Source organism: Lysobacter sp. MMG2 (assembly GCF_016735495.2).
Classification (GTDB): Bacteria; Pseudomonadota; Gammaproteobacteria; order Xanthomonadales; family Xanthomonadaceae; genus Lysobacter_J.
Window position 1 is genome coordinate 244,110 of record NZ_JAERQY020000001.1, and the last position, 14,006, is coordinate 258,115.

Below are 14,006 nucleotides of genomic sequence, written 5' to 3' on the forward strand. Positions count from 1 at the left end.
AACGCCGCCCGGAGGCGGCGTTCTTGTTCAACACATGGCGATGGCTCAGCTGGCGACCGGACCGGATTCCGTCGCGACCTCGCCCGTCGTGCCGTCCACCGGGACGGCTTCGGTTTCGCTGTCGTCTTCGTCCAGGGAAGCATCGACGCGTTCCAGCGTCTGCAGGCTTTCCTCCGGTGCCATCCGCATCAGCGTCACGCCCTGCGTGTTGCGGCCGACCTGCGAGATCTCCGCCGCGCGCGTGCGCACCAGCGTACCGCCGTCGGAAATCAGCAGCACGTCGTGATGGTCGGACAGCTGCACCGCGCCGATCAGGTTGCCGTTGCGCTCGGTGGTCTTGAGCGCGATCACACCCTGCGTGCCGCGACCCTTGCGCGGGTATTCCTCGAGCGAAGTGCGCTTGCCGTAGCCGCGTTCGCTGGCGGTGAGGATGTCGCCGTCGCCTTCCACCACGATCAGGCTGACCACATGGGCGCCGCCGGTGTTCTTGCCAGCGTCCTCGGCACCCTCTTCGCCTTCCTCGCCCTCGGCCAGGCGGATACCGCGCACGCCGGTGGCCGTGCGGCCCATCGAGCGAACTGCATCCTCGGAGAAACGCACTGCCTTGCCGTTGCTGGCGAACAGCATGATGTCGCGCGAGCCGTCGGTCAGCGCCACGTCGACCAGCGCATCGCCGTCATCGAGATTGATGGCGATCTTGCCACGCTGCAGGCGGAAGGCGAACTCGGTCAGCGGCGTCTTCTTCACGGTGCCGTTGCGCGTGGCGAAGAAGACGAAGCAGTTCTCGGTGTACTCGCGCACCGGCAGCACGGCCTGCACCTGCTCGCCGGCTTCCAGCGGGATCCAGTTGATGATCGGACGGCCGCGCGCGTTCGGGCCGGCGTCGGGCAACTGGTGCACCGGCAGCCAGAACACGCGGCCGGCGCTGGTGAAGGTGAGCAGCGTGTCGTGCGTGTTGACCAGCCACAGGTGGTCGATGAAATCCTCGTCCTTGGTCGCCGCCGCGTTGCGGCCCTTGCCGCCGCGCTTCTGCGCGCGGTAGGTGCTGACCGGCTGGCGCTTGGCGTAGCCGGCGTGCGAGAGCGTCACCACCACGTCTTCCGGCGCGATGAGGTCCAGGATGTCGAGGTCTTCCTCGCTGGCGCGGATCTCGCTGCGGCGCGCGTCGCCGAACTCTTCCTTGACGTTGCGAAGCTCGTTGCGGATCACTTCCAGCAGCACGCGCGGATCCTCGAGGATCTCGATCAGGCCACGGATGGTCTCCAGCAGGAGCTTGTATTCCTCGGTGAGCTTGTCCTGCTCCAGGCCGGTGAGGCGGTGCAGGCGCATTTCCAGGATCTGCTGCGCCTGGGTTTCGGTCAGCTGGTAGCCGCCGTCGACCAGGCCCACGCCCGCCGGCAGGTCTTCCGGACGCGAGGCATCGCTTCCGGCCGCGGCCAGCAGCGCGCCGACCAGACCCGGCTCCCAGCGGCGCGCGAGCATGCGTTCGCGCGCTTCGTTCGGGTTCGCCGAGGTCTTGATCAGTTCGATCATCTCGTCGATGTTGGCCAACGCGACGGTCAGGCCTTCCAACACGTGCGCACGCTGGCGCGCCTTGCGCAGTTCGAAGATGGTGCGGCGCGTGACGACTTCGCGGCGGTGCTTGACGAAGACTTCCAGCAGGTCCTTCAGGTTCAGCAACTTCGGCCGGCCGTCGACGATGGCGACCATGTTGATGCCGAACACCGACTCCATCTGCGTCTGCTGATAGAGGTTGTTGAGCACGACCTCGGCCGACTCGCCGCGCTTGACCTCGATGTAGATGCGCATGCCGTCCTTGTCGGACTCGTCGCGCAGCTCGCTGATGCCTTCGAGCTTCTTTTCCTTCACCAGCTCGGCGATCTTCTCGATCAGCCGCGCCTTGTTGACCTGGTACGGGATCTCGGTGACGACGATCGCCTCGCGGCCGTTGTCGGCCACTTCCACCTCGGCGCGCGCGCGCATGCGCACGCGGCCACGGCCGGTGCGGTAGGCGGTCACGATGCCGGCGGTGCCGTTGATGATGCCCGCGGTCGGGAAGTCGGGGCCCGGGATGTAGTTGATCAGCCCGTCCACGTCGATCGTCGGGTCGTCGATCAGCGCGATGGTCGCGTCGATGACTTCCGACAGGTTGTGCGGCGGGATGTTGGTCGCCATGCCCACGGCGATACCCGCCGAGCCGTTGACCAGCAGGTTCGGCACACGCGTCGGCATGACGGTGGGCTCGAGTTCCTTCTCGTCGTAGTTGGGCTGGAAGTCGACGGTTTCCTTGTCGATGTCGGCCATCAGCTCGTGGCTGATGCGCGACATGCGCGCCTCGGTGTATCGCATGGCCGCGGCGTTGTCGCCGTCGATCGAACCGAAGTTACCCTGGCCGTCCACCAGCATGTAGCGCAGCGAGAACGGCTGCGCCATGCGCACCAGCGTGTCGTACACCGCGGTGTCGCCGTGCGGGTGGTACTTACCGATGACGTCACCGACGATACGCGCCGACTTGTAGTACGGCTTGTTGCTGTGCGCGCCGAGCTCGTTCATCGCGAACAGCACGCGACGGTGCACCGGCTTGAGTCCGTCCCGCGCGTCCGGGAGCGCGCGTCCCACGATCACGCTCATCGCGTAGTCGAGGTAGCTGCGGCGCATCTCGTCTTCGAGATTGACCGGGATGATTTCCTTGGCGAGTTCGGCCATCAGGGTTCCGTTCGTGTGTGTGTCCGCGCAGGTGGCGCGAAGGCATTCCCCAACGAAACCGCCGCCCTGCATGGCCGGTTTCGCGCGCCCTTGGACAGGTCACGAAAACGGCGGGACGGGCCTGTACTGCAGCCCGCCGGAAGCGGCTTCAAAAGGACAGGAAATCATACCACGAAGCGGGGTTTCGAGGCACCCCGATTTTCGGCCAGAAACAAGCACTTGCGGGCGATTTGAACGGCTGTTTCGGAGGCGTTCGCCTGGCGCTCCAGGCCGTCATTCCCGCACAGGCACAATCCGGCCCTCAGGCGTGAAACATCCGCCATGGACGAAGCGATGTCGGCAGGCCTGATCCCCGCCCTTTGCTGGGATTGAAGGGCCGCGCGATGGACCGCAGAGGCTGCGGGAACGCTCAGCCCGCGCCGAACGCGGCCCGCATCGCGGCTTCGTCCGGCCGCTCGATCACGCCGCGCTCGGTCACGATGGCGTCGATCAGCTCGTGCGGGGTGACGTCGAAGACCGGGTTCCAGGCGCCGATCTCGTCGGCCGCCGTGCGCACACCACCGACGGCGAACAGCTCGCCCGGGTCGCGTTCCTCGATGTGGATGGCATCGCCCGATGCTGTCTGCATGTCGACCGTCGACGACGGCGCCACGACCATGAACTTCAGCCCGTGATGGCGCGCGGCGATGGCGAGCTGGTAGGTACCGATCTTGTTGGCGGTGTCGCCGTTGGCGCAGATGCGATCGGCGCCGACGATCACCCACTGCACGTCGCCGGACTTCATCAGATGCGAGGCGGCGGAGTCGGCGATCAGCGTGGGCGAGATGCCGTCCTGCTGCAGTTCCCACACGGTCAGGCGCGCGCCCTGCAGCCAGGGACGGGTTTCGCCGGCGAACACCTTGTCGATGCGGCCTTCGGCCACGCCGGCGCGGATCACGCCCAGCGCGGTGCCGAAACCGGCGGTGGCGAGCGAGCCGGTATTGCAGTGCGTGAGCACGCCGCTGCCCGGTGCGATCATCGCCGCACCCAGCGCGCCCATGCGACGGTTGGCGGCGAGGTCTTCATCGGCGATGGCCTGCGCCTCGCGTTCCAACACCTCACGCCAATCGGCGCCGGCGACTGTCAGGACACGACGCATGCGCGCCAGCGCCCAGGCGAGGTTCACCGCCGTCGGGCGCGCGGCGTTGAGGCGCTGCATCGCCGGTTCCAGTGCGGCTGCGGCGTCCGCGCCGTTGGCGGCTTCGACCGTCCGCGATGCCAGCACCACGCCCCAGGCCGCGGCGATGCCGATGGCCGGCGCGCCGCGCACGGTCAGCGCATGGATCGCCTCGGCGACGGCGTCGCTGTCGGCGCAGGTGACGTACTCGACCACGAACGGCAGCTTGCGCTGGTCCAGCAGTTCCAGGGCCTGCCCGGTCCAGCGGATCGGACGGATGCGGTCGTAGCGGTCGAAATCGATGGCGGTGCTCATTCGGGCGAGTTTACCGGGCGACGTGGACCACGTCGCCCGCCCGTTCCGCCCGGTGGCTCAATACACCTGGAAATCGCCCCGGCAGCCGTTGCTCACCCAGACGCCGTTGTTGTCCCAGCCCCAGCTGCGGCCTTCCACGCACGCGGCCTTCGAGGCCTGCCGCACCAGTCGCGCGTCGCGGCGAACGGTGACGTTGCAGCGGCGCGGGCGATTGTCGTCGGAGCCGCAGTAGAGCGTCTGGCCGGGGTTGTTCCAACCTCCGCCATGGCCGCCACCGTCGCCGCCGCCCCAACCGCCTCCGTTGCCACCGCCCCAGCCACTGCCGCTGGCGAACTCGGCACGGCAACCGTCGTTCACCCACACGAAGCCGCGCCCAACGCCCCAGCTGCGACCTTCGACGCACGGCGACTTGGAGTACTGGCGCACCAGGCGCGCGCCGCGTCCGTCGATGGCGCATTGACGGTAGCGGTTGTCGTTGGAGTCGCAGCGCACGGTGCGGCCATCGCCGCCATTGCCGCCGCCACCGTTCCAGCCGCCGCCGCTGGCGAACTCCGCACGGCAGCCGCCGTTGACCCAGACGAATCCGCGTCCCACGCCCCACGTGCGTCCTTCGACGCAAGCGGACTTGGAGTACTGGCGTACCAGCCGCGCGCCGCGTCCGTCGATGGGGCACTGGCGGTAGCGGTTGTCGTTGGAATCGCAGCGCACGGTCTGCGGCGCGCCGTAGCCTTGCGACTCGTATTGCGCGAAGGCCGACGGCGCCCAAAGCGCAGCCAGCGCCAGCGTCGCAAGAATTCCGAAGCCCCTAAGCGGTTGAGCGGTCATCGCATTCCCCTGTCCGATGAGAGTTTGTCTCAGACTAGCGATGAATCCTTAACGGGCGCCGCACCAGAACGCGTCCGTCCGCGTCGGTTCAGCCGCCGGATTGCTGCCGCTGATGGATCTCGAATTCGGCGCGGCATCCGTCCTGCACCCAGATGCCTTCGTCGTCCACGCCCCAGCTGCGGCCTTCGATGCAGGCCGCACGCGAAAGCTGGCGGAACAGACGCACCCCACCCTTCGTGTCGAGCGGGCAATGGCGATGGCGCTTCTCCACGGAATCGCAGCGGACGATCTCGCCACGCGGCGGTTCGTTGGCGACGTCGACCATCATGCGGAACTCGGCGCGGCACCCGCCGGACACCCAGACGCCGCGCGCGTCGGCGCCCCAGTTCTGGCCGCGCATGCAGGGGTTCTTCGACAGTTGGCGGACCAGTTCGACGCCGGCGCGTGTTTCCGCCGGGCAATGCTGCCAGCGGTTGCTGCGCGACTCGCAGCGGATCACGCGCGACCCCGTGCCGCTGCCCACCGTGCCGCCGTAGCCGAGCACGAAGTCCGCGCGGCATCCGTCCTTCACCCACACGCCCGACGGCGTGACACCCCAGGTCTTGTTCTCGTCGCACTGCGAACGCGAAAGCGTCCGCAACAGGCGCACGCCGCCGCGCACGTCGGCCGGGCAGATGTTGTCGTTCCCGTCCTTGGATTCGCAACGCAGGATGCGATCACCGTAGAAATGCCCGCCCGACTCCTGCGCCATTGCGTCAGGTGCCATCACCGCCCATCCCACCAGCAACGTCGAGACCAACCAGCCGCGCATCATGCACCCCTGTCTTCCAGCCTTCACTGTAAAGGGTCGGGATGTAAACCGGCATCAACGGCCGGCGAAAAGGCGAAAACCGGGACGTCAGGCACGCGCGAAGTCGAACGCCAGCACGTCGGCGATGCGCCCCGTCCCCAGCATGGCCATCATCAGCCGGTCCATGCCCAGCGCGACGCCGGCGCACGACGGGAAGCCCGCCGCCAGCGCCTGCAGCAGGCGTTCGTCGCGCGGCGGTTGCAGGTCCGCGCGCTCGCTGCGGACCTGCAGGTCGCGGTCGAAGCGCGCGCCCTGCTCGGCCGCGTCGGCCAGCTCGTGGTAGCCATTGGCCAGTTCCAGCGGCCCCAGGTAGAGCTCGAAACGTTCCGCCACCGGCACCTCGCCCGTGCGGATGCGCGCCAGCGCGCATTGCGAGGCCGGGTAGTCGTACACGGCCAGCAGCTCATCCGGGCGGAACGAGGGTTGCAGGCGATGCGTCATCAACAGGTCGAGCCAGTCGTCGCGGGTCAGGCCGGTGGGGTCGATCACCACCTCGCCCAGCGCCGCGCGCAACGCGTCGTCGCTCGCGAAGGCGGGATCCAGGCCCAGGCGCTCGCGGTACAGGTCGCGATACGCGATGTACGACAGCGTCGCGCTGCGCCCGACCAGTGCAAGCGCCGCCTGCACCAGCGCCGCCGTTTCCTCCACCAGACGCATGTGATCCCAGCCGAGGCGGTACCACTCCAGCATCGTGAACTCGGGGTTATGGCGGCCGCCGGCCTCGCCATCCCGGAATACCCGACCGAGTTCGTAGCAATCGCCGAACCCCGCCGCCAGCAGGCGCTTGAGCGGGTACTCCGGCGAGGTGCGCAGCCAGCGGGTGCGCGAGGCGCCGTCGGTGCGGCCGCTGAATTCCAGATGGAACGAGGCGATGTTGGGATCGGTGTTGCCGGCCACCGACATCACCGGCGTTTCCACCTCGACGACGTCGCGCTGCGCGAAGAAGGCGCGCACGGTTGCGTTGAGGCGCGCGCGCAGGCGCAGCGCATCGAAGGACGCGGACGGCTGCCAGTCGTTCATGCCGTTACGCGCCATGCTCGGCGAGGAACGCCAGCAGGCGCGCTTCGTCCCACACGTCCACGCCCAGCTCCTGCGCCTTGTCGAGCTTGGAACCTGCGGCCTCGCCGGCGACGACGAAGCTCGTCTTCTTCGACACGCTGCCGGCCACCTTGGCGCCGAGCGCTTCCAGCTTCGCCTTGGCCTCGTCGCGGCTCATCGCCGACAGCGTCCCGGTGAGCACGGCGGTCTGCCCTTCGAGCGGTCCGGTGGCGGCGGTCTCGCCGGCGGGCGTGAGCGCCGCCAGTGTCGCCAGCGACTCGCCCCCGCGCCCCAGCAGGCGCGCATGCTCCGCATCGTCGAGCCATTCGGCCAGCGCCTGCGCGGTGTCGGCCGGCAGGCCGGCGGCGACGAAGTTGTGCTGCGGCGCGTCCAGCAGGGCCTGCGCATCCGGGAACGCGCCGGCGAGTTGGTCGGCCCGCACGCGGGTCACCTTCGGGATTTCCAGGTCGACCAGCAACGTCGCCAAATCCAGGCCGTCGCGCAGCTTCGCGCTGGGCGCATGCGTGTCGGTGATGGTCACGCCGCGCGCGAGCAGGTCGTCGATCACCTGCTGGTTGCCTGGCTGGTCGAAGAAGTGGCCGATCGCGCGGGCCACTTCGCCGCCCACGTCGGGCACGCGCTTGAACAGCGGCCACGGCAACCGGCGGATCAGCGCGATGTCGCCGAACCAGTTCGCCAGCGCTTTGGCCGTGCTCTCGCCCACGTGCTGGATGCCCAGCGCGTAGAGGAAGCGTTCCAGCGTCGTGCTGCGGCTGTGGTCGATCGCCTCGATCAGGTTCTCCGCCCACTTGGTGGCGACCTTGCCGGACTTGACCGTTTCGGGCGTGGTGCCGTCGCGCTCGTCGGCGCGCCGCTTCATCTCCAGCAGGTCGTCGAGTTCGAGCTTGTAGAGATCGGCGACCGATTGCAGGTAGCCCAGGTCCGACAGGTCCTCGATGAAGCGCTCGCCCAGGCCTTCGATGTCCATCGCGCGACGCGAGGCGAAATGGCGGATCGCCTCCTTGCGCTGCGCGGCGCAGGTGAGCTCACCCGAGCAGCGCCAGACCGCTTCGCCTTCCTCGCGCACGATTTCCGAACCGCACACCGGGCACTGCGTGGGCATCTGCCATTCCGGCGCATGCGGATCGCGATACTCGGGAACTACGCGGACGATCTCGGGAATCACGTCGCCGGCGCGGCGCACGATCACGGTGTCGCCGATGCGCACGTCCAGTCGCTTGATCTGATCGGCGTTGTGCAGCGTGGCGTTGGTGACGACCACGCCGGCCACCTGCACGGGCTTGAGCCGCGCCACCGGCGTGGCCGCGCCGGTGCGACCGATCTGGATGTCGATGCCTTCCAGCACCGTGGACTGTTCCTGCGCGGGGAACTTGTGCGCGATGGCCCAACGCGGCGCGCGCGAGACGAAGCCCATCTCGCGCTGGCCTTCGTAGTCGTCGAGCTTGTAGACGACGCCGTCGATGTCGAACGCCAGAGAATCGCGCTTGGCGCCGATCTCGCGGTAGTAACCCAGCAACCCTTCCGCCCCGGAGACGATCGCGTTGAGCGCGCTGACCGGGAAGCCCCAGTCGCGCAGCTTCGCCAGCGTCTGCGAATGCGTCGGCGGCAGCTCGTAACCTTCCACGATGCCCACCGCATAGGCGTAGAACGCCAGCGGCCGCTGCGCAGTCACGCGCGGATCGAGCTGACGCAGCGAACCGGCGGCACCGTTGCGCGGATTGGCGAGCACCTTGCCGCCCTCCTTCACCGCGCGCTCGTTGTAGAGCTTGAACGCGGCCAGCGGCATGTAAACCTCGCCGCGCACTTCCAGCACGGCCGGCCAGTCCTTTCCGCGCAGTTGCAGCGGGATGGCCTTGATCGTGCGCAGATTGGCGGTCACGTCCTCGCCGGTCGCGCCGTCGCCGCGCGTGGCGCCCTGCACGAAACGGCCGTCCTCGTAGCGCAGGCTGATCGCCAGGCCATCGAGCTTGGGTTCCACCGAGAACTTCGGCGCTCTGCGACCGAGTTTCTCCTCGATGCGGCGCTCGAAATCCGCGACTTCCTCGTCGGTGAAGGCATTGCCCAGCGAGAGCATCGGGATCGCGTGGCGCACTTCGGCGAACGTGCCGGACGGTGCGACGCCGACGCGCTGCGTGGGCGAATCCGGCGTGACCAGATCCGGGTGTTCGGCTTCCAGCGACTGCAGTTCGCGCAGCAGCGCGTCCCATTCGGAATCGGGAATGGAGGGATCGTCGAGGACGTAGTAGCGGTAATTGGCGTCGTCGATGCGCTGGCGCAGGTCGGCGATGCGGGCGGAGGGAGTGGAAGTCTTGGCCACGGGCGGTCCTTGGGCCGTCGTCCGGCGGGAGCGCGCATATTCTGCGGGTGTGGGCGTGACGGAGGAAGCGTAGGTCACGTGGCCTTTGCCGAACGCAGCAGGCCGCTCCACGTTATCGGCCGCTCCACACATCAGCCCGCCAGCGCCGTCACTTCTTCTATGCCGTCATCCCGGCGAAGGCCGGGATCCAGGCCATCAACGTTCCCGCGCGACGCTTACTTCCGACGCTACCAGCCTGGATCCCGGCCTTCGCCGGGATGACGGTGATAGATGGCGCCGGCACCGATCAATCAGACGTTCCGCGCCGGAACTGGCCTCACCACCGTGCCGGCTTGGTCAGCGGCGGCGCTTCGCGCTGGCGGTCGTAGGCGCGCAGTTCGTCGCGGATGTGCGCGATGCGCTGGCGGCCGAGCGCGTTGCGCTGTTCGTCCAGCACCACGCCGTCGAGCAGTTCGGCCATGCGCTGCGCGGTGGGCAGCATCATCTCCCACGCGTCCAGCGCGTTGACCGGCGCCGGCAGCGTCAGGAAGAACGCGATCGCCGGCGTCTCCAGGGCCTGGATGTTGGGCATGTCGAAACTGCCCGGCTTCATGATGTTGGCCACGCTGAAGACCGGTCCCCGCTCGGGGTGGTTCTCGACGAGGCGGTGGAACACGCCCATGTGGCCGTAGACCAGGCCGGCCTTCTCGGCGGCGACGACGATGTCCGGACCGTGCAGCTTCTGCCCGGCACGCGCGGCCAGGTAAAGGGTGACGATCTTGTCGAACTCCTCCGTGACGCGGCGGCCGAGCTCGCTGTTGGCGCCGCCTTCCAGCGTGCGGTCGAACAGCTCCAGCTCCGCCTGCGCGGTGGCGTCGCCCGCGGCGCGCCCCTGCGCGGCGTCGCGCTCGATCTGCTCGCCCAGCGTGGGCTCGTGACGGACCGTGTCGCCGGACGGCTCTCGGGTCACCCGCCTGCCCTGCCCCGGCTTGCGCGGGCGGCCGAAGAACACGATCGCGGCGACCAGCACCAGGCCGGCGATCAGGATGCCGATCCGCAGCAGGGTCATGTCGGACATTCGATATCTCCTGAATGATGGGATTGGAGATTCGGGATTCGGGATTCGCAAAGGCGATGACGGCGCGCCGCTTTCATCGAATCCCGAATCTCCATTCCCGAATCCCGGCTCTTACGCCACACCCGCCAGACGCGAGGCTTCGGCCAGGTCGACCGAGACCAGGCGGCTCACGCCCGGCTCGCGCATGGTCACGCCCGACAGCTGCAGCGCGGCTTCCATCGTCGCCTTGTTGTGGGTGACGAACAGGAACTGTACCTGTTCACTCATCTCGCTGACCATCTGAGCAAGTCGCCCGACGTTGGCTTCGTCCAGCGGCGCGTCCACCTCGTCGAGCAGGCAGAACGGCGCGGGATTGAGGCGGAAGATCGCGAACACCAGCGCCACGGCGGTCATCGCCTTCTCGCCGCCGGAGAGCAGCGAGATGTTCGATACGCGCTTGCCCGGCGGACGCGCCATGATCGACACGCCGGTGTCCAGCAGGTCCTCGCCGGTGAGTTCCAGGTAGGCGTGGCCGCCGCCGAACAGGCGCGGGTACAGCTCCTGCACGCCGGAATTGACGCGGTCGAAGGTGTCCTTGAAGCGGCCGCGGGTCTCGCGGTCGATCTTGCGGATGGCTTCTTCCAGCGTTTCCAGGGCGGTGGTGAGGTCGGTGTTCTGGGCGTCGAGGTATTCCTTGCGCTGCTCGGCCTCGGCGTGTTCGGCGATCGCGGCGAGGTTGACCGGCTCCAGGCGGCGCAGCTTCCCGTCCAGTTCGTTGACGGTGCGCTCCCAGACCTGCGCGTCCATGTCGTCGGTGAGCGTGTTGACCACATCCTCCAGCACGAAGCCCGCCTCGACCACGGCCGCGGCCAGCTGCTCGGCCTTGAGCACGAGCGCCTGCTGTTCCAGGCGGCGCTGGCCGATGGCCTCGCGCTGCTGGATGGCCTGGTCGTCGCGCTGGTGGCGGACCTGTTCGAAGCGGCGCAGGTCGTTGTCGATGCCGTCCAGCGTGGTGCGCGCGATGGTGAGGTTCTGCTCGGTGAGCACGCGCTGTTCGAGCGCGACCTGGCGCTGCTCTTCCAGCACGACGACCGGATCGTCGCCGTCGGTCAGCTGCGCGGACAGTTCGCCCAGGCGCGAGTCGAGCTGGCCGCGCTGGCCGCCCATGCGTGCCAGGGCCTGTTCGAGCGCGGTGATCTGGGTGCGCTGCGATTCCAGGGTGAGCGCCAGTGCGTGCGCGGTGTCGCGCGACTCGCGGGCGACGTTGCGCGCCTGCTCGCGGGCCTCGCCGAAACGGCGGCGTTCGCTCTCCAGCGCCTGGCGCGCGTCTTCCAGCTCGGTCATGCGCATGACCGCTTCTTCCTGCAGGTTGCGCGCTTCGCGTGCCTGCTCTTGCGCGGCCTCGAGGTTCTGCGCGATCTGCGCCAGTTCGGTGTCGATCTTCTCGATGCGCGAGCGTGCGCTGTCCAGGCGGCCCTGCTGGCTCTGCAGCTGGCCGGCCAGTTCCGACACGCTGCGATGCGCCATGTACAACGTGCGCTGCGCGTCCTCGCGCAGCTGCTCGGCGGCGAGCGTGCGATCGCGCAGTTGCACCTGCAGCGATTCCAGTTCCTTCTCGCGCGACAGCAGCGTTTCGATCTCGCCGCGCAGCGTCTGGATGTCGCGCTCGCGCAGCAGCGCGCCCTGCTGAGCCGCGCCGGAGCGCAGCACGCGCACCCAGCCGGCGCCCATGCGTTCGCCGTTGCGGGTGATGACGGATTCGCCCTCGCCCAGACGCGCCAGCAGCGCACGCGCCTGGTTCAGATCTTCGGCGGCATGCAGGCGGGCGAGGATGCGGCGGACCGCGATCGGGCCACGCACCTTGGAGGCCAGCGAGGTCGGCGCGAACTCCAACGAATCGTTCTGCGGATCGACCAGCGCCAGCCGCCCTTCGCCGAGTTCGCCGATGGCCTCCACCAGCGTTTCCGGCGACTCCACCAGCACGCCTTCGATCATCTGGCCGAGCGCGCTTTCCACCGCGTTTTCCCAGCCGGCCTCGACCTGCAGCGCCTCGCCCACCCGCGTGGCCGAATCCAGCCCGCGTGCCTTGAGCCAGCTCAACGCCGCGCCCTGCTCCTGGCCGAGCGCGGCGTGCTGCAGGGTTTCCAGCGAGGACAAGCGTCCGCGCGCGGCTTGCGCCTGCTTGCGCACTTCGGCCAGCTCGGTCTGCGTGGCGCGCTGCTGATCCTGCAGATCGCCCAGCGCGCCCTTGCGGGTCTCCAGCTCCTCGCTGAGGCTGTCGATCGAAAACTTCTGCGTTTCGTGCTGTTCCTGCAACGTGGCGAAGGACTCGCTCAGCGCCGTCAGGTCCAGGCCGGAACGCTCGTTGTTGAGCGTCTCGCGGCGGCGGTCGGCGTCCAACACCTGGCGGTCCAGGTGTTCGATGCGCGTGCGTTCCACGTCGGCGGCACGTGCGGCCTCGGCTTGTGCGCGGCTGTGCGCGTCCCAGCGCTGCTGCCAGTCCACGAGTGCGGCTTCCGCATCGCGCAACGCGTCCTGGCGCATTTCATCTTCGTCGCGCAGCTGTTCCAGGCGCGGCTCGGCGTCGGCCACCGCGGCGCGCAGCACGTCGAGCTTGGACTGGTCGCTGCCCATGTGCTCGCCCAGCTCGGCCAGCGCAGCCATCGCCTCGTCACGCGCCTTGTGCAGGCGGTGGGCCATCTCGCGCTGGTGCTGGATCTGCTGCTCGACGCGGGCCAAGGTGCCGCTGACTTCGTAGCTGGCGGCCTGCGCCTTGTTCAGCGCCTCGGCGGCGTCCTCGCGCTTGACGCGGCCGACTTCGATCTCGCGCTCGGCTTCGCGCTGTTCGGCGATGAGCTGCTGCAGGCGGGTTTCCTGCTGGGCCAGCTTCTCGCGCTGGCCCTGCAGCTTCTGGTCCAGTGCGCGATGTTCCAGCGCCTTCCATTCCGCATCCTTGATCTTCCGCTCGGCCTGGATCGCCTGGTACTGCTCGGCCTGACGCGCCTGGCGCTTGAGGTGCTCGAGCTGCTTGCCGACTTCCTCACGCAGGTCGCCCAGACGGTCCAGGTTCTCTCGCGTGTGGCGGATGCGGGTTTCGGTTTCCTTGCGGCGTTCCTTGTACTTGGAGATGCCGGCGGCTTCTTCCAGGTAGACGCGCAGTTCTTCCGGCTTGGCCTCGATGACCTGTGAAATCATGCCCTGCTCGATGATCGAGTAGCTGCGCGGCCCCAGGCCGGTGCCCAGGAACAGGTCGGTGATGTCGCGGCGGCGGCACTTGGCGCCGTTGAGGTAGTACTGGCTGGAGCCGTCGCGGCTGACGGTGCGCTTGACCGAGATCTCGTTGAACGCCGCGTACTCACCGGTGATGGTGTGGTCGGAGTTGTCGAAGATCAGCTCCACCATCGCCTGCGAGACGGGCTTGCGGGCGGAGGAGCCGGCGAAGATCACGTCGGTCAGCGAATCGCCGCGCAGGCGGCTGGCCGAGCTTTCGCCCATCACCCAGCGCACGGCGTCGATGATGTTGGACTTGCCGCAACCATTGGGACCGACGACGCCGGTCATGTTGGTCGGCAAATGCAGCGTGGTCGGATCGACGAAGGATTTGAAACCGGAGAGCTTGATCGTGGACAGACGCATGCGGCGGGCTTGCCTCTGGCGGCGCCTGGGCGCGGCCTTCGAAGTACCAACTGGGATGAGGTTTGTCGTCCAAGTCCTTGAAAGACACGGGCGAGCTACGGCTTTC

General features: G+C 68.3%; 8 protein-coding genes. All 8 read right to left on the minus strand.

Translation table 11 applies throughout. The annotated features are described in order from the left end of the window. Positions 1-45 precede the first annotated feature (45 nt). Complete coding sequence (gene gyrA, locus JI752_RS01060) at positions 46-2,706, minus strand: DNA gyrase subunit A (RefSeq protein WP_216958139.1); 2,661 nt, start codon at positions 2,704-2,706, stop codon at positions 46-48. 409 nt (positions 2,707-3,115) lie between these two features. Beyond that, positions 3,116-4,177 (minus strand): S-methyl-5-thioribose-1-phosphate isomerase, encoded by a 1,062-nt coding sequence (mtnA, locus tag JI752_RS01065; protein WP_216958141.1) that lies wholly within the window; start codon positions 4,175-4,177, stop codon positions 3,116-3,118. A gap of 57 nt (positions 4,178-4,234) precedes the next feature. Then, a complete protein-coding gene (locus tag JI752_RS01070) occupies positions 4,235-5,002 on the minus strand; it encodes a DUF3011 domain-containing protein (RefSeq protein WP_216958144.1) in 768 nt (255 codons plus the stop codon). An 88-nt stretch (positions 5,003-5,090) separates the two neighbouring features. Further along, entirely contained in the window at positions 5,091-5,813 is a 723-nt protein-coding gene (locus JI752_RS01075; protein ID WP_216958146.1) for a DUF3011 domain-containing protein, read from the minus strand. 87 nt (positions 5,814-5,900) lie between these two features. Beyond that, positions 5,901-6,872: an EF-P lysine aminoacylase EpmA gene (epmA, locus tag JI752_RS01080; RefSeq protein WP_216958148.1), complete on the minus strand. Its 972-nt coding sequence runs from the start codon at positions 6,870-6,872 to the stop codon at positions 5,901-5,903. 4 nt (positions 6,873-6,876) lie between these two features. Further along, positions 6,877-9,228 carry an NAD-dependent DNA ligase LigA gene (gene ligA / locus JI752_RS01085; RefSeq protein WP_345777308.1) on the minus strand — a complete coding sequence of 784 codons (2,352 nt, stop codon included), beginning with the start codon at positions 9,226-9,228 and terminating at the stop codon, positions 6,877-6,879. Positions 9,229-9,544: 316 nt separating this feature from the next. Continuing rightward, positions 9,545-10,285 carry a cell division protein ZipA gene (gene zipA, locus JI752_RS01090; protein WP_216958152.1) on the minus strand — a complete coding sequence of 247 codons (741 nt, stop codon included), beginning with the start codon at positions 10,283-10,285 and terminating at the stop codon, positions 9,545-9,547. A gap of 111 nt (positions 10,286-10,396) precedes the next feature. After that, positions 10,397-13,900: a chromosome segregation protein SMC gene (gene smc, locus JI752_RS01095; protein ID WP_216958154.1), complete on the minus strand. Its 3,504-nt coding sequence runs from the start codon at positions 13,898-13,900 to the stop codon at positions 10,397-10,399. Positions 13,901-14,006: the final 106 nt, after the last annotated feature.

What these genes read in the sequence shown, in the direction of transcription:
- gyrA (WP_216958139.1), bottom strand. Translation starts at nt 2,706, where the DNA reads ATGGCCGAACTCGCCAAGGAAATCATCCCGGTCAATCTCGAAGACGAG.
- mtnA (WP_216958141.1), bottom strand. Translation starts at nt 4,177, where the DNA reads ATGAGCACCGCCATCGATTTCGACCGCTACGACCGCATCCGTCCGATC.
- JI752_RS01070 (WP_216958144.1), bottom strand. Translation starts at nt 5,002, where the DNA reads ATGACCGCTCAACCGCTTAGGGGCTTCGGAATTCTTGCGACGCTGGCG.
- smc (WP_216958154.1), bottom strand. Translation starts at nt 13,900, where the DNA reads ATGCGTCTGTCCACGATCAAGCTCTCCGGTTTCAAATCCTTCGTCGAT.
- JI752_RS01075 (WP_216958146.1), bottom strand. Translation starts at nt 5,813, where the DNA reads ATGCGCGGCTGGTTGGTCTCGACGTTGCTGGTGGGATGGGCGGTGATG.
- zipA (WP_216958152.1), bottom strand. Translation starts at nt 10,285, where the DNA reads ATGTCCGACATGACCCTGCTGCGGATCGGCATCCTGATCGCCGGCCTG.
- epmA (WP_216958148.1), bottom strand. Translation starts at nt 6,872, where the DNA reads ATGAACGACTGGCAGCCGTCCGCGTCCTTCGATGCGCTGCGCCTGCGC.